At 59.0% G+C, this 22,357-nt stretch carries 24 protein-coding genes; 13 read left to right on the forward strand and 11 right to left on the reverse strand.

Going from position 1 to position 22,357, the window contains the following annotated elements; translation table 11 throughout:
* Positions 1–66 precede the first annotated feature (66 nt).
* Complete coding sequence (locus C1N56_RS22275) at positions 67–801, reverse strand: SDR family oxidoreductase (RefSeq protein WP_058781030.1); 735 nt, start codon at positions 799–801, stop codon at positions 67–69.
* Between the two features lie 159 nt (positions 802–960).
* Between C1N56_RS22275 and C1N56_RS22280 the strand changes: the two genes are divergently transcribed.
* A complete protein-coding gene (locus C1N56_RS22280; protein ID WP_021508860.1) occupies positions 961–1,893 on the forward strand; it encodes an AraC family transcriptional regulator in 933 nt (310 codons plus the stop codon).
* Position 1,894: 1 nt separating this feature from the next.
* On the opposite strand, the gene C1N56_RS22285 is transcribed toward C1N56_RS22280, so the two are convergent.
* The 3 genes from C1N56_RS22285 to C1N56_RS22295 form a co-directional block, all read right to left on the reverse strand.
* A complete protein-coding gene (locus C1N56_RS22285) occupies positions 1,895–2,026 on the reverse strand; it encodes a hypothetical protein (protein WP_254919538.1) in 132 nt (43 codons plus the stop codon).
* 29 nt (positions 2,027–2,055) lie between these two features.
* Entirely contained in the window at positions 2,056–2,187 is a 132-nt protein-coding gene (locus C1N56_RS22290; RefSeq protein ID WP_256378117.1) for a hypothetical protein, read from the reverse strand.
* Positions 2,188–2,395: 208 nt separating this feature from the next.
* Positions 2,396–3,100, reverse strand: coding sequence for an SDR family oxidoreductase (locus C1N56_RS22295; protein ID WP_058758976.1), 705 nt, complete (start codon positions 3,098–3,100; stop codon positions 2,396–2,398).
* A gap of 104 nt (positions 3,101–3,204) precedes the next feature.
* Here C1N56_RS22295 and C1N56_RS22300 point away from each other — a divergent pair, with 104 nt between their 5' ends.
* The 7 genes from C1N56_RS22300 (at position 3,205) to C1N56_RS22330 (ending at position 9,226) form a co-directional block, all read left to right on the forward strand.
* A complete protein-coding gene (locus C1N56_RS22300) occupies positions 3,205–4,104 on the forward strand; it encodes a LysR substrate-binding domain-containing protein (RefSeq protein ID WP_394517587.1) in 900 nt (299 codons plus the stop codon).
* A 271-nt stretch (positions 4,105–4,375) separates the two neighbouring features.
* A complete protein-coding gene (locus tag C1N56_RS22305; protein WP_215481146.1) occupies positions 4,376–5,563 on the forward strand; it encodes a M20 metallopeptidase family protein in 1,188 nt (395 codons plus the stop codon).
* Positions 5,564–5,578: 15 nt separating this feature from the next.
* Positions 5,579–6,427: a transporter substrate-binding domain-containing protein gene (locus C1N56_RS22310; protein ID WP_254185875.1), complete on the forward strand. Its 849-nt coding sequence runs from the start codon at positions 5,579–5,581 to the stop codon at positions 6,425–6,427.
* Positions 6,428–6,439: 12 nt separating this feature from the next.
* Positions 6,440–7,159, forward strand: coding sequence for an ABC transporter permease (locus tag C1N56_RS22315; RefSeq protein WP_058758979.1), 720 nt, complete (start codon positions 6,440–6,442; stop codon positions 7,157–7,159).
* 9 nt (positions 7,160–7,168) lie between these two features.
* Positions 7,169–7,852, forward strand: coding sequence for an ABC transporter permease (locus C1N56_RS22320; protein ID WP_215481148.1), 684 nt, complete (start codon positions 7,169–7,171; stop codon positions 7,850–7,852).
* The gene (locus C1N56_RS22325) at positions 7,852–8,628 is read left to right on the forward strand and encodes an ABC transporter ATP-binding protein (protein ID WP_215481150.1); all 777 of its coding nucleotides are present in this window, start codon (positions 7,852–7,854) and stop codon (positions 8,626–8,628) included. The genes C1N56_RS22320 and C1N56_RS22325 overlap by 1 nt, the downstream gene beginning before the upstream one ends.
* A gap of 208 nt (positions 8,629–8,836) precedes the next feature.
* Positions 8,837–9,226, forward strand: a complete 390-nt coding sequence (locus C1N56_RS22330; RefSeq protein ID WP_215481151.1) for a response regulator transcription factor — start codon at positions 8,837–8,839, stop codon at positions 9,224–9,226.
* On the opposite strand, the gene C1N56_RS22335 is transcribed toward C1N56_RS22330, so the two are convergent.
* Positions 9,223–10,002 carry a molybdate ABC transporter permease subunit gene (locus tag C1N56_RS22335; protein WP_215481153.1) on the reverse strand — a complete coding sequence of 260 codons (780 nt, stop codon included), beginning with the start codon at positions 10,000–10,002 and terminating at the stop codon, positions 9,223–9,225. The genes C1N56_RS22330 and C1N56_RS22335 overlap by 4 nt on opposite strands.
* Positions 9,999–10,895: an extracellular solute-binding protein gene (locus C1N56_RS22340; protein WP_215481414.1), complete on the reverse strand. Its 897-nt coding sequence runs from the start codon at positions 10,893–10,895 to the stop codon at positions 9,999–10,001. The genes C1N56_RS22335 and C1N56_RS22340 overlap by 4 nt, the downstream gene beginning before the upstream one ends.
* A 332-nt stretch (positions 10,896–11,227) precedes the next feature.
* On the opposite strand from C1N56_RS22340, the gene C1N56_RS22345 reads away from it, so the two are divergent.
* Together C1N56_RS22345 and C1N56_RS22350 are read left to right on the forward strand one after the other, a co-directional pair.
* Positions 11,228–11,497, forward strand: coding sequence for a hypothetical protein (locus C1N56_RS22345; RefSeq protein ID WP_010616678.1), 270 nt, complete (start codon positions 11,228–11,230; stop codon positions 11,495–11,497).
* Between the two features lie 123 nt (positions 11,498–11,620).
* Entirely contained in the window at positions 11,621–12,637 is a 1,017-nt protein-coding gene (locus C1N56_RS22350) for an NADPH-dependent aldehyde reductase Ahr (RefSeq protein ID WP_021508873.1), read from the forward strand.
* 68 nt (positions 12,638–12,705) lie between these two features.
* On the opposite strand, the gene C1N56_RS22355 is transcribed toward C1N56_RS22350, so the two are convergent.
* The 3 genes from C1N56_RS22355 to glsB all read right to left on the reverse strand — a co-directional run bounded on the left by C1N56_RS22355 (position 12,706) and on the right by glsB (position 16,318).
* Positions 12,706–14,445 (reverse strand): DUF2534 family protein, encoded by a 1,740-nt coding sequence (locus C1N56_RS22355; protein WP_394517588.1) that lies wholly within the window; start codon positions 14,443–14,445, stop codon positions 12,706–12,708.
* 65 nt (positions 14,446–14,510) lie between these two features.
* Positions 14,511–14,927 carry a DUF2946 domain-containing protein gene (locus C1N56_RS22360; protein WP_021508875.1) on the reverse strand — a complete coding sequence of 139 codons (417 nt, stop codon included), beginning with the start codon at positions 14,925–14,927 and terminating at the stop codon, positions 14,511–14,513.
* 467 nt (positions 14,928–15,394) lie between these two features.
* Positions 15,395–16,318 carry a glutaminase B gene (gene glsB / locus C1N56_RS22365; RefSeq protein WP_058781037.1) on the reverse strand — a complete coding sequence of 308 codons (924 nt, stop codon included), beginning with the start codon at positions 16,316–16,318 and terminating at the stop codon, positions 15,395–15,397.
* Between the two features lie 297 nt (positions 16,319–16,615).
* Between glsB and clcA the strand changes: the two genes are divergently transcribed.
* Positions 16,616–18,019, forward strand: coding sequence for a H(+)/Cl(-) exchange transporter ClcA (gene clcA / locus C1N56_RS22370; protein ID WP_081316036.1), 1,404 nt, complete (start codon positions 16,616–16,618; stop codon positions 18,017–18,019).
* A gap of 53 nt (positions 18,020–18,072) precedes the next feature.
* Here clcA and C1N56_RS22375 read toward each other — a convergent pair whose 3' ends face one another.
* Positions 18,073–19,299, reverse strand: coding sequence for an MFS transporter (locus tag C1N56_RS22375; protein WP_394517589.1), 1,227 nt, complete (start codon positions 19,297–19,299; stop codon positions 18,073–18,075).
* A 159-nt stretch (positions 19,300–19,458) separates the two neighbouring features.
* Here C1N56_RS22375 and C1N56_RS22380 point away from each other — a divergent pair, with 159 nt between their 5' ends.
* Positions 19,459–19,806, forward strand: a complete 348-nt coding sequence (locus tag C1N56_RS22380; protein WP_021508880.1) for an ArsR/SmtB family transcription factor — start codon at positions 19,459–19,461, stop codon at positions 19,804–19,806.
* A gap of 220 nt (positions 19,807–20,026) precedes the next feature.
* On the forward strand, positions 20,027–21,121 hold the full coding sequence (gene sfnG / locus C1N56_RS22385; protein ID WP_021508881.1) for a dimethylsulfone monooxygenase SfnG: 1,095 nt from the start codon (positions 20,027–20,029) through the stop codon (positions 21,119–21,121).
* A 2-nt stretch (positions 21,122–21,123) separates the two neighbouring features.
* Here sfnG and C1N56_RS22390 read toward each other — a convergent pair whose 3' ends face one another.
* Positions 21,124–22,314, reverse strand: a complete 1,191-nt coding sequence (locus C1N56_RS22390; protein WP_127835014.1) for an MFS transporter — start codon at positions 22,312–22,314, stop codon at positions 21,124–21,126.
* Positions 22,315–22,357 lie beyond the last annotated feature (43 nt).

The following is a 22,357-nucleotide window of genomic DNA, read 5'->3' on the forward strand; positions in this document are numbered from 1 at the left end:
CGCGCGCTGTCACCAGACGCGCAGGCCAGGGCGATTTCAGCCTGAAATCGCCAGGCCCAATCTGCCTCAATGTGCGCTGGCAGTAGGGCGCACCGTGATCTCATTGACATCAACTTCGCCAGGCTGATTAATGGCCCAGCTCACCGCCTGCGCAATGGCTTCGGGTTTTAACGCAATCTGACGATAGCTCTGCATGGCCACGCGTGCGGTCTCGTCAGTGATGGTGTCCGCCAGTTCCGATTCCACCACGCCGGGATTAATGACCGTCACACGCAGCTGGCGCGATTCCTGACGCAGGCCATCCGAAATGGCGCGAACGGCGAATTTTGTGGCGCAGTACACCGCTGCCGTCGGCGATACCGCCAGCGCACCAATCGAGGCGATATTGATGATATGGCCGCTTTGCTGCGACTCCATGAGCGGCAGCACGGCAGCGATGCCGTACAGTACGCCACGCACGTTGACATCGAGCATACGATCCCATTCATCTACCTTCAGCGAACTGAGCGGCGACAGCGGCATGACGCCGGCATTGTTGATCATCACATCAACCCGGCCATATTTATCGCGGGCAAAATCGGCCAGTTGCTGCGTATCGGCACGCTGCGTCACGTCGGTGGCCAGATAATCCAGTTGCGCGCCGCTGGCACGCAGTTCATCACACAGTATTGCCAGCCGATCGGTACGGCGCGCGCCGAGCACCAGTTTATGCCCCTGACTGGCCAGCAGACGCGCTATTGCTTCGCCGATGCCGCTGCTGGCACCGGTCAGAATAATCACTTTCGCATTGGAATGAGCCATGATGGTTTCCTCGTGTTGGTTGACGAGGCTATTGTGGAAAACGCCGGCTAAAGCGAACAGACCGGATTGTGGCGCATCATTGCCTGATTCTCTCGTCACGGTTGTGAGCAGGGAAGAAAACTGGCTATGCTTTGCCTGAACCTCTCACCGGAATCCGTTATGTCGCAAACCGTACAACAGCAGACCTGCGCGCTGCTGCGCCAGCTGGCACCGCAGGAAGGTTATACCGCTTCACTGCTCGACAGCGTGCGCTTTATGCGTGCCGACCGGCAGTGGGCGCGCACGCCGGTTCTTTATGAGCCGAGCATCATCATTATCTGTCAGGGCTCGAAGCGGGCGTTTCTTGCCGACAAAATGTATCGCTACGACGCACAGCACTATCTGGTGTTGTCGGTGCCGCTGCCATTCTCCGCTGAGACTGAAGCGACCTCGGCTGAACCGTTGCTGGGGCTGGCTATCCGTCTGGATGCGGCCACGCTGGCGCGACTGGTGACGCAGGTCGCAGCGGCAGACATTCCGCTGGCGGAGACACCAGCCAGCATTATTTCGACGCCGGTAAATGAGACGCTGGCGGACAGCACGCTGCGCCTGTTGCAGGCGCTGAGCGATCCGCTGGAAGCGCAGGTTTTAGGCCCGGCACGGGTAGAAGAGATTTGCTTTCGTGTGTTGCTGGGTGAGCAGGGCGGTGCGGTGCGCGCAGCGCTGACCTATCAGGGGCATTTTGGCCGCATCGCGCGGGCGTTGCAGCGCATTCATGCTGACTGGCAGCAGCCGCTGGATGTGCCGCATCTGGCCAGCGAAGCGGGCATGAGCGTTCCGCGCTTCCATCTGCATTTCAAAAGCGTCACGCAGACCTCGCCGATTCAGTATCTCAAGTCCTTACGGCTGCATCAGGCGCGTTTGATGATGATTCGCGATAATCTCACCGCCGCCGGTGCCGCCGCACGCGTCGGTTACGAAAGTGATTCACAGTTTAACCGGGAGTTTAAGCGGATGTTTGGTCGCACCCCGGCTGACGAGGCGCGGGTGATGAAACGCGCATTTGCGCTGCTGCCGCCGGAACAGTTATCCGCGCGGCTACAGGCACATTAAGTCAGTACGCGATGACGATTGCCGCCACCACGCCGATCCAGAACAGCAGGCTGGCAGCCAGTGCCAGCTGGCACAGTAACCGGCGGGAAAAACTCAGCAGCGCACTGAGGCGCGGCGATAACATTAATACCATAATCATCCCTCACAACAGCCAGCAACCGATCAGCGCAGCCCCATCACGGCAACCACCAGCAGAATCCAGAAAAATGCACAACCTGTTAGCAGGAAACGCCAGATCAGATGGCGTTCGGGAGTTAGCAGCGTGTGCAGACGCATACGAAGAAGTAGTGGCATAGCGACCTCAAATCAGAAAGTTTTACCGGGAATATCCGGCAGCTGAGAACAGAAAATTCTGTCAGCGAATAAGAACATTCTGACGTGTTATAAGGCCGCGAAACGACAAGACCAGTCTTGAAAACAGGCTGAGAAATTCCTTAGCAGGCAGGCAATAGCCACAGCGGATATCAGATGCCGCTGTGGCCATCAGGCACAGCAAAGCCGGTTACACGCTGCGCGTGACGCCGCCGTCCACGCGAAGATTCTGCCCGGTGATATAAGCCGCGCCGGGCGAAGCAAGAAACGCAATGGTAGCCGCCACTTCTGCAGCCGTGCCGTAGCGCTGCATGGGCACGCTGTCGCGCCGTTCATCCGTTTTCGGCAGGCTATCAATCCAGCCAGGCAGGACGTTATTGATACGAATATTCTCAGCTGCGTAGGTGTCGGCAAAGATTTTACTGAAAGAAGCCAGACCGGCACGAAACACGGCCGAGGTCGGGAACATGTCGGTGGGTTCAAACGTCCATGCCGACGAGATATTAATGATACTGCCGCCACCCTGCTGCTGCATGATCGGCGTGACCAGACGTACAGCGCGCACCACGTTGAGGAAGTAGGTTTCCATTCCCTGCTGCCACGCATCATCGCTTAATTCGAGGATTGGCGCGCGCGGACCGTGACCGGCACTGTTAACCAGCACGTCAATACGTCCCCAGCGCGCCAGAGTGGCATCAATCAGGTGCTGCAAATCGTCCACTGACTGATTCGAACCGGTAATACCGAGCCCGCCCAGACGATTCGCCAGCGCCTCGCCTTTGCCGGAGGAGGAAAGAATCGCAACCCTGAAACCCTCGCTGGCCAGCTTCTCAGCTGCCGCTGCGCCCATACCGCTGCCACCTGCGACAATCACCGCAACTTTTTCTACTGTCATGTGAGTAACCTCATCAATTAAATATCCTGTGATGCCAGTATAATGGCCGGGAGATGCCGCAGAGAGTCAGCTCAGCTGGCAATTGACGATAGGAAAACTACAGGATGAATCAGGGCTTTCAGGCATTACCGTCGCTGAATGCACTTCGGGTATTTGAAGCCGTGACGCGGCACCTTAATTTTCGCCTCGCCGCTGAAGAGCTCGGCGTGACGCAGGGTGCGGTTGCGCAGCATATTCGCGGTCTCGAGGCCAGCCTGGGCCTGAAACTGTTCGATCGGTTGCCGCGTTCGCTGGCGCTGACCGCTGCCGGTGCAGGCTATGCGGTGCACATTCGACAGGCATTTGAGCTGATTGATGAGGCGACGCGCACGCTGCGCCCGGAGCCGGATCGCCTGACGCTGAGCGTAACTCCAACCTTTGCCAGCCGCTGGATGCTGCCGCGTTTACCGGCATTTACCGCGGCCTGGCCGGATATCGACCTGCGCGTGCTGGCCTCTGAACGGCTTGTGCAGTTTCACCATGAAGGCGTCGATCTGGCGGTGCGCTATGGCCGGCCGCCGTTTGGTAGCGGGCTGGAGGCCACGCTGCTGTTTAGCCAGACGGTGCTGGCGGTGGTCAGCCCGGCGCTGCTGGCACAACACGGCGATGCGGCGCAGCCAGAAAATTGCCTGCGCTATCCGCTGCTGCACGATGGCCATCACCTGTGGCCAGCCTTCCTGGCGTTTATGTTTCCCGGCCAGTCGCTGCAGCATCAGCATCATCTGCGCTTCAACCAGACCGCGCTGGCGCTGGAAGCGGCGCTGAGTGGTCAGGGTATCGCACTGACCAGCCCGCATTTTGTGCAGAACGATCTGGCCAGCGGTCGGCTGGTTCCCGCCTGGCATCGTGAGATGCCCTTTGATGCCGGCTGGTATCTGGTGGCTCCGCGTCGTCCGCGTGAGCAGGCAACGGTGAGTGCGGTTCGTGCGTGGCTACTCAGCCAGGCGGAGCAGAGCAAAGATTGATGGCTGAGCAATGCGATGCTTTTATGTTCAATAACAAAATCAGTAAAACTGATGATCGTTTGCGAATTATGAATGTTATAACTGACTGAGCATGCATTTTATAAGGTTTATCCTGCACAGGCAGGGTTTTAGGAAAATATCACGCAAATTCAGCAATTAAGGAAAGGATTTGTGCGTTGCAATATGACTGTGGCTGTGAATAAATAAAACGCTAAATTTCATAAAAATGCCATAACGGCCAGGCGACAGCCTGCATAACCGTATTACCACCATGACCGATCATAAAATTCTTTTAGCCAGGGATATCAGCGCCAGAAGTGAAAGCATGCAGGCGCACCTCATCGCCATCCGGCGCGATATTCACGCACATCCGGAACTTGGTTTCGATACCGTCCGCACCGCAGCCATCGTGGAGCAGGAGTTGCTGCGCCTCGGGCTGACGCCGCAAACCGGCGTGGGCCGCACTGGCGTGATGGTAGACATTACCGGCGCGCAGCCGGGCAAAACCGTGCTGCTTCGCGCCGATATGGATGCGCTGCCGATTCATGAGCAAACCGGCCTGCCGTTTAGCAGCATCTGGCCGGGTAAAATGCACGCCTGCGGCCACGATATCCACACGGCTACGCTGCTCGGTGTCGCGGCGATCCTCACGGACCTGCGCAGCCAGCTGCACGGCACGGTGCGGCTGATTTTTCAGCCGGCGGAAGAGACGCCAGAGAGCGGCGCGCAAGCCATGATTGCTGCCGGCGCAGCGGACGGCATTGATGTGGCAATCACGCTGCACAATAAGCCAGAGCTGGCCGCAGGGGAAATCGCCCTGACGCGCGGTGCCAGCACCGCTTCCAGCGATGAATTCGATCTTGTGATTCACGGCAAATCCACCCACGCCGCCCGGCCGCACATGGGTACCGATCCGATCATTGCCGCCGCCAGTCTGGTGACTCAGCTGCAGACCATTGTGTCGCGCGAGCTCGATCCGGCGAACTCTGCTGTGCTGACGATTGGCCATATCCACGGCGGCACCACCCATAACATCATCTCCGACAGCTGCCTGATTCAGGGCACCATCCGCGCTAAATCACCGCAGGCGCGCGCTCACATGGAAGACGCTTTCCGCCGCATCTGTGCCGGTGTCGCGCTGTCGCTCAATACGCGGATTGAGGTCAATTATCAGCGAGGCGTACCGCCGCTGATGAATGATGATGCGCTGATTGATGCACTGGAGCCGATTCTGTCGCATCAGTTCGGCAAGCCGGTAGTGGCAAAACCCAGCAGCAGCTTTGGCGCGGAAGATTTCTCGCTGTTTACCGAGCGTGTGCCGGGCTGTCAGATCCATATCGGCTCTGGCGCGCCGGGGCGCGATGACCATCTGCACAACTCCGACTATCAGCCGGACGAACGCAGCATTCACGCTGGCACACAGGCTCTGGCCCGTATAGCGATCGACTTACTCTCCTGATAATAATGAGGTTTTATGATGATGCGTAAAGGGCTGTTCTCCGCCTCCGCGGGCATGTTGCTGCTGGCTGCTGCCGCTGTGGTTCAGGCCAAAGATTTCGGCACGTTAAAATTCGCTACCGAAGCGGCCTATCCGCCGTTTAACCAGTCCACGCCGAGCGGCAAAATTGTCGGCTACGAGCCCGATATGGTGGCCGAACTGGCGAAGCGCGCGGGGTTCAAATATGAAATCGTCGCGCAAAAGTGGTCCGGACTGATCCCCGGCCTCGCTGATGGCAAATATGATGCAGTGGTCGATGCCGTCACCGTGACGCCAAAACGTCAAGAAGTGGTGGATTTTACCCATCAGTACACCGTGAGCGTTTCGGGCTTCGTCACGCTGAAGGGCAGCGCAGTGGATACCCTGCCGGGCAACGGTGAAGTGGTACAGGCGACCGATGAAGCCGGTATGAACAAAGCCATCGACGCGCTGAAGGCGAAGTTCAAAGGCAAAACCATTGCGGTGCAGGTCGCTACCATTCAGGCCGATTTCCTCAACAAATACCTCGGTGATGTCGCGACTATCCGTACCTATCAGGCCGGCCCGGAAACCTTCGCCGATCTGCTCAATGGCCGGGTTGATGCGGTCATGGCATCGCGCACCAACCTCAATGCCTATGTGAAAAAACATGCGGACACGGTCAACAGCACCGGTTATGGCTTTGTGGGCGGCGTGCTGGGCCAGGGTTCAGCGATTGCGATTCGCAAAAACAATCCGGAGCTGAAGGCCGCGCTGGACCAAGCGCTGCTGTCAATGATCAAAGACGGCACGCTGAAGCAACTGTCAGAGAAATGGTTCGGCGAGAACGTCGCGCCTGCGGAGTAATGCTGAGCGCTTATGACTATTGACTGGCAACTGTTAGGGTTTGGTGACGAAGGCTGGGGCGGCGTGCTGCTGGACGCCGCTACCGTCACGGTAACGGTCTCGCTGTGTGCGTGGCTGCTGGGCGCGATGCTCGGCAGCCTGCTGTGCTGGATGCAGATTGGTGGCGGCCGCTGGCAGCAGCGTGTTGCCAGCGGTTACATCACGCTGTTTCGCGGCGTGCCGGAGCTGCTGGTGATCTACCTGTTCTACTTTGGTGGGCGGCAGGTGGTCGGGTTTATCGGTGAAGCCATTGGCCTGCAGGGACCGTTTGACGTCAACGGCTTTGTCGCCGGCGCCATCGCTATCGGGCTGATTTCCGGCGCTTACCAGAGCAGCGTATTTCGCGGCGCGTTTTACGCCATTCCCGCTGGCACGCTGGAAGCCGCTACGGTGACCGGCATGGGCCGCTTTATGCTGTTCCGCCGCATGATTGTGCCGCAGGCGCTGCGCACCGCGCTGCCTGGCATGGGCAATCAGTGGCAATCGGTGATCAAAGAGTCAGCGCTGGTGTCAGTGACCGGGCTGGTGGAGACCATGAACCAGATTTCCACCGCGTCGAATTCCACCCAGATGCCGTTTTTCTTCTACAGCGTGGGCGCCGTGATTTATCTGATCATCACCACCTGTTCGGATTTTTTCTTCCGCTATGTGGAAAAAGTGGCCATGCGCGGGCAACAACGCGCGCGGTTGTAAGGAGCCACGATGGATTTCACCTTTTTACAGCACACGCTGGCGGCACTGCTGCGCGGGCTGCCGCTGACGCTCAATCTGGCGGTCTTGTCGCTGCTGGGCGGCGGGGTACTGGCGCTGCTGCTGAATCTGCTGCGCCAGCATCGCCTCGGCAGTTACGTCACGCGTTTTTACGTCTGGCTGTTTCGCGGTACGCCGCTGCTGATTCAGATCTTCATGATTTACTACGGCCTCGGCAGCCTGCCGGCGGTGCGCGAAAGCGTGCTGTGGCCGCTGCTGCGTGAACCCTACTGGTGCGGTTTGATCGCGCTGATTCTCAACGATGCCGCTTACACCGCTGAAATCCTGCGTGGCGGGCTGAATGCGGTTAGCGTGCAGTCGCTGGAGGCGGCGAAAGTCAGCGGCATGTCACGCTTCACCACGCTGCGGCGCATTACGCTGCCGCTGGCGGTGCGTCAGGCGCTGCCGGCCTACAGTAATGAGATCATCTCGATGATCAAATCCACATCGCTGGTGAGCACCATCAGCCTGATGGAGATGACCGGCATCGCCGATTCCATCGTGTCAGAAACCTTCCGCGCGCTGGAGGTGTTTATCAGCGCGGCGATTATCTATCTGCTGCTGACCGTGCTGGTGAGCAAAGCGGTGGCGCTGCTGGAGCGTCGTTTGTCCCCTTATCATGCTGGAGCACGTTAATGAATAAACCCACTATTGCCCTGAGCCATCTCAGAAAAAGTTATAGCGGGCATGAAGTGCTGCATGACATCAGCCTGACGGCGCAGGATGGCGACGTTATTTCGCTGATCGGCGCCAGCGGCTCCGGTAAAAGCACGCTGCTGCGCTGTATTCCGTTTCTCGAAGTGCCACAGGCCGGTGAAATTACCGTGGGTGATGAAGTGGTCACCATTGATAATCCGGACGAGAAGCTGAGCCGCGAACAGCGCCGCCGCATCAAGCTGATGCGGATGCAGCTCGGCTTTGTGTTTCAGGGGTTCAATTTGTGGCCGCACAAAACCGTGCTACAGAACATCATTGAGGCGCCGATCCATGTGCAGAAGCGCAGCCATCAGGAGGCCGTCGCCGAAGCCGAAGCGCTGCTGCATAAAGTCGGGTTATATGAGAAACGCAACGCGTGGCCGTCACAGCTCTCCGGTGGTCAGCAACAGCGCGTGGCAATTGCCCGGGCGCTGGCGCAGCAGCCGAAAGCGATACTGTTTGATGAACCGACTTCCGCACTTGATCCGGAGCTGGTGGGCGAAGTGCTGCGCGTGATTCGCAGCCTGGCGGAAGAGGGACGCACCATGATTATCGTCACGCATGAAATGGGTTTCGCGCGGGACGTGTCCAGCAAAGCGGTGTTTCTGCATCAGGGTAAAATTGAGGAGTCAGGAACGCCGCAGCAGGTGTTTAGCGAACCGATTTCTGCGCGCTGTCGCGCTTTTGTCAGCAGCCACCTGCAACGCAACAGCTAACCAGATTTGTGCCAATGGTGTTCTAAGCCAAATTATGGAAAAATCGCCCTCCCTCAACGGAGGGCTTTTTTATCGGCGCAGGGAGAGTGCTCGTTGCCGCGCACTTCACGTCCATCGATAACCAGCTACCGTCAGGCCTGGCTGCTGTTGCGCGACATCGCCGCGGCAGAGCCGAAATTTTCCTGATTTTCAACATGCGGAGTACGCGATGGGCGCGAAAGTATGGTTAGTGGATGATGATGTGTCCGTGCGCGAGTCACTGGGATTTCTGCTGCGGACTGTAGATTATGATGTCGCCGACTTTGCCGACCTGGCATCGTTCGAAACGGCTGCCGCCGGGCAGCAGGCGATAAGCGGCTGTCTGCTGCTGGACGTGCGTCAGCCGGACAACAGTAACCAGAGCTGGCTGGCGCAGCAGGGCGCACGCCATCCGCTGTTGCCGGTAATCATCATGACCGGGCATGACACGCTGGAGGCCTGTCGCCACATGTTCGCCGGGGGCGCCTTTGCCTTCTTCACCCGGCCGCTGGACATTGAATCACTGCTGCAGACGATTCAGCTGGCAATGCGTGAAAGTGAGCAGCGCGCCCGCCTTTAATGCAGCGCCGTGTTGCCGGGAAGACTGCGCCGGGAAGCCAGCGCACACAGCAGCGGTACCGGCAGGGTAAACAGCAGTAACAGCCACAACAGCACATACACCGCATCCACGCCGTCGTTTTGCAGATTGTTATACAGCTGCGCCGGTATTCCGTGGGGAAACCAGGCGAAAATCATCACAATGCCGAATTCGCCCATCGCCCGCACCCACGCCAGTGCCGTAGCCGACGCCAGGCCCGGTGCGGCCAGGGGCAGCGCCAGCCGCCAGAAGCGCGGCCACGGCGCGGCACCCAGCGTCCGACCCGCTTCAAGGATCTCCTGCGGCACCGCGATAAACGCCGAGCGTGCGCTGGTGACAAAGTAGGGCAGCGCGCCATACCACTGCGCCAGAATAAAGGCGGCGGGATTGTTCACCAGCGTCCAGCCCAGCTTGCTCAGCAACTGGCCGGGTAAACTGTACGGACCGTAAGCGCTGACCAGCAGGATTCCCATCGCCAGCGGCGGCGTCAGCAGCGGGATCATCACCAGCGTTTCCACCAGCCAGCGTATTTTTCCCCGCGCCTGCGACAGCCACCAGGCCAGCGGTAAGCCGGTCAGAAAAATCAGCACCAGCGCGATCGCTCCCAGACTGAGCGAAGTGGTAATCGCCGCGCCGTCACCCCACGCCAGCCGCAGGTGTTGCCAGTGTGTAACGTCCGTCAGGGTGATAAACGGTACGGCCAGCAGCACCAGGGCGGGCAGCGACAGCCACAGCGCGCCAGCATGGCGGATTTTCATGGCGTATAAAGCCCATCGCCCTTCGGTGCGGCATAGCCTTGCTGTTTAAACAGCGCCTGTCCTGACGGACTCAGCATGAAATCTACAAAGGCTTTGCCAGCGGCCGTACCGTGCGGCGCATTCCTGAGCACCGCCGCGTAGTAGACCAGTGGCTGGGTGTGCAGCACTTTATCTTTACCCTGGCTGTCTTTGACGCTAAAGCTGACCGTGTTGTACCACTTAGTCGCCATCGCCGGATTGCTGAGGTTGATTTCATCGGGCAGCGCGATGTAAGGCAGATGGGCAGAAATCACTTCGCTTTCATAGCCCGCAGCTGCATCCACCTGACCGCTCTCGAGCCGCGTCAGCAAGCCACCTTCCAGATGGGTTTGTGCGGGATTCTGGTAACCGCCGAGAATGTGGTCAGCGATGCCGGGCTGCCGGTAATATTTCTGCGCCAGTAGCAGGGTGAAAATGATGTTCTGGCCTTTAGGATCGTTTACCGGATCGGTCCGACCAAATTTCAGTCCCGGCGCTGCCAGCAGCTGAAGCCAGCTGCCATCATTGCCTTTGGCTGCGGCAAACTGCGGCGCAAACGGCCCCTTCGGGTTATAGGCGATCACCATGCTGGTGCTGGCTACCGGTACTGCGTTGTCGATCAGTCCGGCGTCTTTCAGGATCTGCATCGGACCGGGAGTAATAGACACGAACACGTCAGCAGTGATTTTTTTGCTCGCCAGCAGGCGCGCCATGCCGTAAGCCCCCTGGCCCTGACCTTCATACTTACCGTCATGCTGTTGTGCAAATGCCGGGCCCAGTGCCTGATCCATCACTTTTCCCATCGAGCCGGCATACGTCACGCGGATATCCATAGCGGCCTGCGCCGGTAAACTCAATCCGCCGGCGGCAGTCATTAACAGTAGGGTAAGCGTCTTCACGCGGAGATTCCTTATCGCTATATAAATGAGTAAATAGCGATTATCGGAATTCTCCGTTTTAGCGCAAGGTAAAATCTGTTGCGAAATCCTGTGGTCGCGCGCCAGTGCCGGGTTTTAGTGCCATTGCAACGCGCGCTGAGAGAAAAAATTCATTTACCGATCCGTGAGCTACCGCAAACACAGGCGGCCAGCCGTCTGCTGGTTAAATAAGCGGCTATAGTTATCCCAGTTGGATTATTTTGCATGCCGCTGGGCGTGCACCTTTTCCTCATTTGCCTGGAGCCCGTTACTACGTCACGAGGTTTAACGTGTTTGCCGATCTTTCCTGGAAAATTATTCATCAGGTCATCAACCAAACCATCGCTGAGATGGTGGATGAACAGCAAACGCTGGACGTGCTGAGCCTGCGCAGGCGCTTAAGGGAAATGGCGGAGAACGAAACTAACGAGGAGATGGTGCTGTGTTACTGGCAGGCCAGCAAAGTGCTGACGCGTTTGCCGCCCACCGTCACCGCCAGCCAGCTGATAGAAGAGGCGCGCCATGCGTTCCGCAGTCCGCCCAGTCACGATTCGCTTTAACGCGAAATGCTTTTCTTTCCCCGTTGCGCTTAATAGACGCTAATTGGCTGAAATTTAATCATAATCATGCAATACGCTCTGCTAGACTTCCTGGGTTAACAACGCTGAAAACAGAGGACAGTAATGAAAATCAAAAGTTATGCCGCACACAACGCCGGTGATGCGCTGGTACCGTACGAGTACGAAACCGGTCCGCTGGCGGCGGAAGAGGTGCTGGTTGAGGTCGATTACTGCGGTGTGTGCCATTCTGATTTGTCGATGATTGATAACGAGTGGGGCATTTCCTCTTATCCGGTCATTGCCGGTCACGAAGTGATTGGTCGCATCAGCGCACTCGGCGATGCGGCGCAGGACAAAGGATTGAAGGTCGGTCAGCGCGTGGGTATCGGCTGGACCGCGAAAAGCTGCCAGCACTGTGATGCCTGCATCAACGGCGAGCAGGTCAACTGTGAGAACGGTTCAGTGCCCACCATCATGAACAAAGGCGGTTTCGCCAGCCATCTGCGCGCCGACTGGCAGTGGGTGATTCCGCTGCCGGAATCCATGGACATTACCTCTGCCGGTCCGCTGCTGTGCGGCGGGATTACCGTGTTTAAACCGCTGCTGATGCACCATGTAACGGCTACCAGCCGCGTCGGCGTAATCGGTATTGGCGGCCTCGGCCATATGGCGATCAAACTGCTGCGCGCCATGGGTGCTGAAGTTACGGCGTTCAGTTCGAATGCCAGCAAAACCGAATCCATCAAAGCCATGGGCGCCGATCGTGTGGTCAACAGCCGCGATCCGCAGGCACTGAACGCGCTGGCCGGGCAATTTGATTTGATTATCAGCACCGTAGCCGTCGATCTGGACTGGCAGCCGTACTTCCAGGCGCTGGCTCCGCACGGTAAGTTCCACACCGTGGGCGCGGTGATGAAGCCATTTGAGGTGCCAGCGTTCAGTCTGATTCTGGGCGATCGCGCGGTAACAGGTTCTTCTACCGGTTCACCGGGCCAGCTGCGTAAGCTGATGCGTCTGGCGTCACGCGCCGATGTGGCACCGCAGGTGGAAGAGTTCCCGATGTCAAAAATCAATGAAGCGCTGGATCACGTACGCGCCGGTAAAGCTAATTACCGCGTGGTGCTGAAGGCCGATTTCTGAGTCGGATAACACGCTGACATTTGTCAGGCAAAACGGCGGATGGGGGATCATCCGCCGTTATTTACGCCTTATCCCTGCGAATCATCCTTTTCGCCGAGGAAGAAATACCACAGCGGAATTGACATCAGCGCGGTGAACACCGTGGTGTAAAGCGCGATCATAAAGCCCTGCGTCAGATACATGGTCAGCGTCCAGTGGCTGAACGGGATGCCGTATTGATCGATCACGCCGCCGATAATCGCATTGCTCATCACCGTACCGACAATCAGCGCCAGAATAAACAGCCCACGCAGGTAGTAACGCATCTCCTTGCGTTTCACCGTGAAGCGCGCCCGCACGATACCGAGCGGCGACTGCTGCGCGGCGAGAATTTCCGCTTCGCTCATCGGCGCCCGCTGTTGTCTGCGCCAGCGCAGTACATCCACCAGCACGAAGGCCAGCAGGCTGACGCCCATCACCGGCAGGGCATAACCGAGCGCCAGCGCCAGCATCAGGCAGACCCCTTTGGCATAGTGCGGCAGCGCCAGCCAGCTTGCGCTCAGGGTTTGCGCCGGGCTGGCCTGATCCAGCGCCGGGCGGCGCAGCCACCACATGCGATAACCCAGCACAATCATGCTGCACAAACCCAGGCCAAACAGTGCCAGCAACAGCTGATTAGGCCAGCCAAACAGCACGCCCATGTGCGCATCGACACCCCAGCGCGTCAGTTTTGCCACCAGCGGGAAGCGATCAAACCAGACGTGATCGACAATCGCGAAGCTGTGCGGATTCACGGACACCGCATCCACCTGGGTGGGCCAGCTGCGATCAATCTCGCTGACAGTCCAGGCTTTGCCCTCGCTCTTCGGCTGGCGCAGCTCCACTTTAGCCGCGCGGATGCCATCCTGACGCGCCGCCGCCAGCACGCGATCCCAGTCAGCGTCGGCGGCATTTGCCGGCAGTGACTTCGCCGGCTGCGCCGCCGGTTTCGCCATCGACGACATCGGCATGCTGGTCATGTCCATGTCCGGCATACTGCGGTGATCGGCGTGAGGATCGGCCGGCGCGGCGGGCGCATCACCGCTGAGCGCCGTATTCACCTGTGGCGTCAGCCAGTTAAGCTCGGTGCGCATCTTATCGATATTGCTACCTGCCCATTGTGACCAGGTGAGGCCGGTAACGGAGAAGAACAGCAGCCCGAGCAGCAGCGTCAGCCCCAGCGTGATGTGCCAGTGCCGGTTAAAGGCAAACCCCTTTCGCACGGTTTTCAGCCGGCGTTTTGGCCGCGTGTCCAGCCACAGCAGCACGCCGCCGAGCGCGGCCACCCACAGCCAGCTCGCTGCCAGTTCGCTGTAGTTGCGACCAAAGTCACCGAGTAACAGGCTGCTGTGCAGCAGATCGAGCGTGGTGCGCAGCGGCAACACGCCACTGGTGCCGTATACCGTCATGTCGCCGGTTACTTTGAGGCTGTAGGGATCGATAAACACCGCGCGCGACTGCGACGGACCGAGTGTGGCATCGCTGAACTGTACGCGCGTGGTATCGCGCGCGGCGGGCGCAGGTCGAACCGCATAAATGTGCTGATTTTCGCCCGCATAGGCGCGTGCCGCGGCGATCTGCGCCGAGAGCGGTTGCGCATTGCCCTGCGGCTGCGCGGTGAGCGCATCGGCGTAGATCAGATTTTCCAGCTGCGGCGTCAGCACATACAGCGTGCCGCTTAGCGCCGCCACGAAGATGAACGGCGCGACAAACAGGCCAATGTAAAAATGTAAGCGGCGTAGCAGATTAAGCACCGCGCCGCGCGGTGCTGCAGAGTGAACAGCAGACAAAGCCGTCTTCCTTCCGATAAGAGAATGTCAGGGCACAGCGCAGGCGTTGTACCGATTGATGAGATTCAGCAGGAAAGAAAAACCGGTGGCGCGCGCGGACGATGGGTACCGCTGAAGCGGCGCGGCCGGGGTGCCACCAGCGGCGGCAGCGGTGGGGCGCGCGAGATCACCAGCATCAGCCAGATGAACGGGATAAACACCCACATCATCAGCGGAACATGCACCAGCAAATCACAATAGCCACAGGCAAATTCGCCGTCGTCCATGTTGTGATGCATCATGCCCGGCATCGCCATCTCCATCGGCATATCGTGATGGTGCATTGGCATGGCAGATGAAGGGCTGTGCGACGCCACGGGGTCAATGCGCGTTTGCCGCTCCAGCAGCGTTTTCGACACAATCGGCGCGACGAACAGCAGCAGCACCGCCACAATGGCGACGCAGGCGGTCAGGCGCTGGCGAAAGTGATAGGAAAACGTCATGGCAAATACTGAGTGCTTCAACAAATGAGGCCGAAGTGTAACGCGATTGCCGCACAAGGGTTAATAAAAGTGAGGCCGGGAGCGACAAAATTCGCACCTTTTGAAAAGAGTCACTTAACGTGGTGTGTTTGTTAACTTAATTGCAACCTGATGAGTACATTAGAGAAACACTATTTCTCATTGCTGAAGGATGAGTGGAGTCTGATGGCAAGAACTGTCATTGCTCAGAATTTGTGGTCGCCATTAATGGCGACCCTACAAGGTATTTGCACTATTTGCACAGGGTGCGCATTGATCCGCACCGATATAAACAGGTCACTTGCAACTTTATTGCACGCCATCGATCGCAATCAGCAAGGAATTACACGATTTTCGTAGGGTGCGCATTTATGCGCACCGATATAAACGGGCGGCTCATTGTTTAACTCTTTTTATTTACAGGGAAGCCTCTCAGTATGAGCCGGGCCTTAAAATATCGATCTCCCCAGCCGCTCCGTGAGTTTCTCCAGCATGGCGGTGCCGGCCAGCGAGTTACCGGAATGATCCAGCGCCGGTGACCAGACGGCAATACTCATCTCACCGGGAATCACTGCGACAATCCCGCCGCCGACGCCGGATTTAGCCGGCATGCCCACGCGCCAGGCAAACTCTCCGGCGCCGTCGTACATGCCGCTGGTCATCATCAGTGCGTTCACCTGCCGCGCCTGGCGTGCAGAGATCACCGCCCACTCATCATCCAGCGTGCGACCGTGATTGGCGAGATAGAGAAACGTGCGCGCCAGTTCGCTGCAGCTCATCGCCAGCGAGCAGTAGTGAAAGTAGGTTTCCATTACTTTACTGACGTCATTATGAAAGTTGCCAAACGACTTCATCAGCCAGGCAATGGCGGCGTTACGCGCCGAGTGCTCATATTCAGAGCGCGCGACCACACGGTCATACTGAATGTCCGGCTGCTGTGCCAGACGACGCACAAACTCCAGCATGCGCTGGCGTGGCGCGGTGAGCCGGCCTTCCAGCAAATCGCACATTACCAGCGCGCCGGCGTTAATGAATGGATTGCGCGGCTTTCCCTGTTCCAGTTCAAGCTGCACCAGTGAATTGAATGCCTGGCCGGATGGCTCTTTGCCTACGCGCTGCCAGATCTCGGCGTCCTCGTACAGCGTCAGCGCGACGGTGAGCGACAGGACTTTGGAAATGGACTGGATTGAAAAGCGCGTGCCCGCATCGCCGGCCTGGTAGCTGCGACCATCGGCAGTGGCAATGGCGATGCCCAGTTGATCGGCATCCACGCCGGCCAGCGCCGGGATGTAATCTGCCACTTTGCCCTGACGGGTGAGGGGGCGTACGTCCGTGACAATCTCTTCAAGCAATGCATTACTGAGTTCCGACACCTTGTGGCTCCGGGGTGACTAATCCTGGCGCGATCATGGTGATTTGCCGTCGGCGCGTCAATCCACCGCGCAAAATTCTGTGAGCATGCTGCAGCAAGCCTGCACCGCGTAGCGGATTTTCTGCCCGGTTTGTTGCGCCCGATCGCAACCCAGCCTGGCGCCTACGCCACATCGCGCGACCTGAGGTAAAATTATGTTGCGAATGATTGAGTTACCGATCAGGCAATTTTGGTTATGCTAAGCCCAAACTCTTTCCGGCGCTGCCAATGCGCTCAACTGTTGTAATTGAGGATGACGATGTCTGCCTTACCTGATGCCACCGAGCCTGCCAACGCGATGCGCGCCGGGCGCTTTATGCTGCTGCAAAAACTGCTGCGACGCGATAAAACCCCGCTGGCATTGCTGCTGCTGGCCGCGCTGGTCGGTATCCTTACCGGGCTGGTGGGTGTGGCTTTCGATCGCGCGGTCAATTTTATTCTCCACCTGCGGATCGGCTGGCTGACAGAGCGAGCGGATAACCTGGCCATGGCGTTGCTGAGCGCGTTTTTTATTTCGGCGCTGCTGGGCGGCATCGGCTATTTTCTGGTGCGCCGCTTCGCGCCAGAGGCGGGAGGCTCGGGTATTCCGGAAATCGAGGGCGCGCTGGAAGAGCTGCGCCCGGTGCGTTGGTGGCGCGTGCTGCCGGTTAAATTTATCGGCGGCATGGGTGCGCTGGGCTCTGGCATGGTGCTGGGACGCGAAGGACCCACGGTGCAGATTGGCGGCAACATCGGTGGTATGTGCCTCGATCTGTTTCGCGTGCGCGATTCCGAATCGCGTCATACGCTGCTGGCGACCGGTGCCGCGGCGGGGCTTTCGGCGGCGTTCAACGCGCCGCTGGCCGGCATTTTGTTCATTATCGAAGAGATGCGCCCGCAGTTTCGCTATAGCCTGATATCGATAAAAGCGGTGTTTGTTGGCGTGATCATGTCGAGCATTGTCTTTCGCGTGCTCAACGGTAACGAAGCCATCATTAATATCGGTCAGCTGCGTGACGCGCCCACCGAGACGCTGTGGCTCTATCTGGTGCTGGGTGTGCTGTTTGGTGGCTGCGGCGTGGCGTTCAACCGGCTGATATTTCTCGCACAGGACCAGTTTCAGCGCCTGCATCTCGGACGTACCGGGCGCTGGGTGCTGTTCGGTAGCCTGCTGGCCGGACTGTGCGGCATGCTGGGTTTACTGCTGCCGCAGGCGGTGAGCGGCGGAACGACGCTGATTCCGGATTTCGCTACCGGACACTATGGCGCGCTGGCGCTGTTTGCTCTCTTCGCGCTGCGCACGCTGGTCACCATTTGCTGCTTCTCTTCAGGCGCGCCGGGCGGCATTTTTGCGCCCATGCTGACGCTGGGCACGCTGCTGGGCACCTGCTTTGGTCAGCTGAGCGCCGACTGGTTCCCGCATTATCAGCTGGAAGCCGCCACCTTTGCCGTCGCCGGGATGGGCGCGCTGTTCGCCGCCTCGGTGCGCGCGCCGCTTACCGGCATCGTGCTGGTGCTGGAAATGACCAATAATTATCAACTGATTCTGCCGATGATCATCACCTGCCTGGGCGCAACGCTAGCGGCGCAGTTCTTTGGTGGCAAACCGCTCTATTCTTCAATCCTGGCACGCACCCTGGCCAAAGCACAGCTCACTAACCGCGCCAGCGCCCGGACGGAATAGGGATTATCCCGGCTTATCGAAGCGCGACTCAAGCCGGGTGGAAAGATATCCCCTCACGCCCGGCTTTTAACCCATCGGATGCGCTGGCTGAGGCTCCAGAGCATCAGTGCGGCGAGGGCGATGCTGCCGAGCACGGCGAAAGCGACCTGATAAGACCAGGCGGCGGCGATGCTGCCGGTCAGTGCCGGACTGCATGCCGCGCCCACGCCCTGCATCAGCATGACGAAACTCTGGCCGGCATTGGTGTGTCCGCTGCCGTCAAGCACGCTGACGATGTAGCCCGGTACTGCCACGCCCAGCAGCCCGGCGGCCAGACCATCAAGAATCTGTACCGGTACCATCGCATAGGTGCCATCGAACAGGGAGGCGATGCCGGCACGCACCGGCAGCACCACCAGCGCGAGGGTGATCAGCAGCGGGAAACCGAGGCGGCTGGCGTTTCGGGCGGCGAATAGCGCCACGGGAATCATCACGCATTGCGAAATCACCACGGTTGCAGCGGTATAAACACCGGGGCTGAGCTGTCCGCTGTGCGTTGCCGCCGCGCGAATGCCCAGCATCGGCAACAGCGCGGCGTTGCCGAGGTGAAACAGCAGCAGCGTCAGGCCGGTAATCAGCAGCACCGGATTGCGCAGCAGGGCAGAGAAACCAGGAAGCTCTGCGGCCTGCTGTCGGGCACCGCCGCGCGCCGCGCGGTCATCGATCGCGTTACGCTGAATGGCGGCCACGGCAAAACATGCGCACAGTGCCATCGCGGTCATCAGGATAAAAACCGCATCGGTGCCCCACAGCCAGACCGCAAACCCGGCAAACAGCGCGGCAGTCATATTGCCGCCATGATTGAACGCCTCGTTTCTACCCATCTGCTGGCTGAACCCCTGAGAGCCGGTCAGGCCGAGGGTGACGCCGGTCAGTAACGGGGCAATAAGCGCGGCCGCGAGGCCGGTAACCACCTGCGAGCCAACCACCACTCCACCGTAAGGAAACCACCACAGCATCAGGGTGGCCAGCGTAATAAGCAGTGAGGCCAGAATCAGCAGCCCTTTTTTATGGTGCGTGGCATCGGTTGCCAGACCCGCCGGCAGCGTAGCCAGCAGACCGGCTAAACCGGCGGCAGTCATCGCCCAGCCAATATCATCCGCTCTCCAGCCATGCTCGGTAAGAAAGATCCCCAGGAAAGGGCCCAGTCCATCCCGCACGTCGGCCATGAAAAAATTGACCAGACACAACGCCTGGAGGGACCGCAAAGCAGCGGGATGCGCTATCGGATTTGCATTCATGTTGTGATGAAGAAAGAGTGGAAGATGGTGACAAGCATAGAGCAGCAATGTGACATCGTAAATTAGCGCAGCGCGATTGGCGCACCGCTCGTACTGCGCTATACATCGCCCGCCGACTCACGGATAATTTGCTGTCTTACGCCCTTACAGAGATAAGCAATGCTGGAAAATCATCCGTCGCGTGACGCCATCAGGCTGGAGAATGTGCTGGCCGCGCTGGGCAATCCGATGCGCATGGCGGTCGTCGCGCTGCTGGCACAGGGGGAGGCGCGCAGCTGCGGTTCGCTGCTGCAAGGCGTATCCAAATCAACCTTAACCCATCACTGGCGGGTACTGCGTGACAGCGGCGTAATCTGGCAAAAACCCTCTGGCCGCGAGAATCTGCTGTCACTGCGGCGCGACGATCTGGACGCGCGCTTTCCTGGTCTGCTTGATGCGCTGCTCAGTGCCGCCGTTGACGATGCCGCCACCCGAAGCGCGCTGCAGGCTTTTCAGCACGCGGAGTAGCGCCCTTTTCGCCGGAGCGGCTGCAATTGCAACAGCCTGGCGACAGCGGCTGCTGCATCCGCAACAGACATTCCTCATCCTCTCATTCAGTTAGCCCGCAAATCAGGCGTTTAATCTCTGCCAGGAACTGGCACGCTCACTGCATAGCCTCTTATAGCCAAAAGCATTAATGAAGATAATTTTCCGTTAGTCCAGCTATAAGAAGTCTCAGGAGAAACCTATGTCACAGGTAAAACCGCTGCAGTTTGCTTACTGGGTACCTAATGTTTCAGGTGGTTTAGTCATCAGTCAGATCGAGCAGCGCACGCGCTGGGACGCGGAGTACAACCGTGAACTGGCGAAAATCGCTGAACGCGCTGGCTTCGATTATGCCCTGACGCAGATTCGCTTCACCGCTGGCTATGGCGCTGATAATCAGCACGAATCAGTCACCTTCTCTCAGGATCTGCTGAGCCACACCACAAAACTCAAAGTGATTGCCGCGCTGCTGCCGGGGCCGTGGAACCCGACGCTGGCGGCGAAGCAGATCGCCACCATCAGCCATCTTTACGGTCCGCGCATCGCGGTGAACATTGTCAGCGGCTGGTTTCGCGGCGAGTTCAAAGCGATTGGTGAACCCTGGCTCGATCACGAAGAGCGCTATCTGCGTTCGGAAGAGTTCATTCGCTGCCTGCGCGGCATCTGGCGTGAAAGCAGCTTCAGCTTCGCCGGGGATTTTTATCGCTTCCGCGACTACGCGCTCAAGCCGAAACCACTCGATCCGCTACCGGAAATTTTCCAGGGCGGCAGCTCGCGCGCCGCGCGCGACATGGCGTCACGGGTGTCTGACTGGTACTTCACCAACGGCAACACGCCACAGGGCGTACGCCAGCAGGTGGACGATATCCGTGCCAAAGCCGCCGTCAATCAGCACGCCGTTAAAATCGGCCTGAATGGTTTTGTCATCGCCCGCGAGAGCGAACAGGAAGCCCAGGCGGTGCTGCAGGAGATCATCGCCAAAGCCAATCCGGATGCAGTGAAAGGCTTCCAGCATGAGGTGAAAAATGCCGGCAGCGCGTCGCCGGAAGGCGAGGGCAACTGGGCCAAATCCTCCTTCGAGGATCTGGTGCAATACAACGACGGTTTCAAAACCAATCTGATTGGCACGCCGCAGCAAATTGCTGAGCGCATCATGGAGCAGAAACGCGCTGGCGTGGATTTACTGCTGCTGGCGTTTCTGCATTTCCATGAAGAGGTGGAGTTCTTTGGGCGTGAAGTGATCCCACGCGTGCGCGAACTGGAACGGCAGGAGGCGCTTAACGCCGTCACGGTCTGAGGTCAGATAGCGCGGTCGCGTCCGGCCAGCAGCGCCATCGCCATTTGCAGCGCGCTTACCGCCAACAGCATCAGCAGCGGGAGCTGCCAGCTACCGCTGACATCATGCAGCATGCCGAAGCACAGCGGTCCCAGCGCCGCCAGCCCGTACCCCACGCACTGCGCCATGCCGGAGAGTTTCGAGGCCTGGCGATGGTCCCGGGTGCGTAAATTAAACAGTGACAGGCTGATCAGCAGCGAGGCGCCCGCACCGAGGCCTGCCAGAATCAGCCACAATAGCGACCATGCGGGTGCCAGCAGCAGGCCGGTCACCGCGATGAAGATCGACAGCGAAGCCAGCAGCCCGATCAGACGCTGATCGCGCAGCTGCTTCAGCGCCCGCATACAAGCCAGATTGGAGGCGATCGCCACGATTTGATAGACGAACAACATGCCGCCCGCCTGGAGCTGACTGATGCCATTATCCTGTGCGAACGGGGTAAACCAGCCAATCAGGGTATAAAACAGCAGCGACTGGCTGGCCATGAACAGCGAAACCTGCCAGCCGATCGCGGAACGCCACGGCGAACGCGTTACGGTGACCTCTGTCGCGCGCTGCTCAAGCGTCGCGGGATTTTTCAGCTGCGGCAGCCACGCCAGCAGCGCGATCAGCGCCGGAATCAGCCAGACCGCCAGCGACAGACGCCAGCCGGCGCTGCTGAGTTCGGCCAGCGGCACGGCCACGCCGGAAGCGATGCTGGCGGTGATGCCCATGGTCATGGCATACAGCCCGATATAACGCGCGGTGTGCGCGGTGTAATCACGCTTAATCAGCGGCGGCAGCAGGACGTTGGCCGCCGCGATCCCGCTGCTGAGAATCAGCGTACCCAGCCACAGTGCCGTTTCGCTGCCGCTGATTCGCAGCAGTGAACCCAGGACGATCAGGAGTAACGCCCCCCACAGACTGCGCTCCAGGCCAAAGCGATTGCCGAACCAGGCGGCTGGCGGTGCCAGCGTGGCGAACATCAGCAGCGGTAAAAAGTTAATCACGCCGGCAGCGCTGGCGCTCAGGCCAAATGTCAGGCGAATATTTTCCAGCACCGGCCCGGTGGCGGTAATGGGCGTGCGTAAGTTGGCGGCGGTGAGTAACAGCAGTAGCAGGAAAAAGCCGGAACGACGCAGGGCAGAATCAGCAGATAAAGCGGTATGGGACATGTTTGCGCACCATGGAAATGAGGCAGAAAGTCTCTGCATATGG

This window comes from Pantoea sp. SGAir0175, assembly GCF_043547855.1.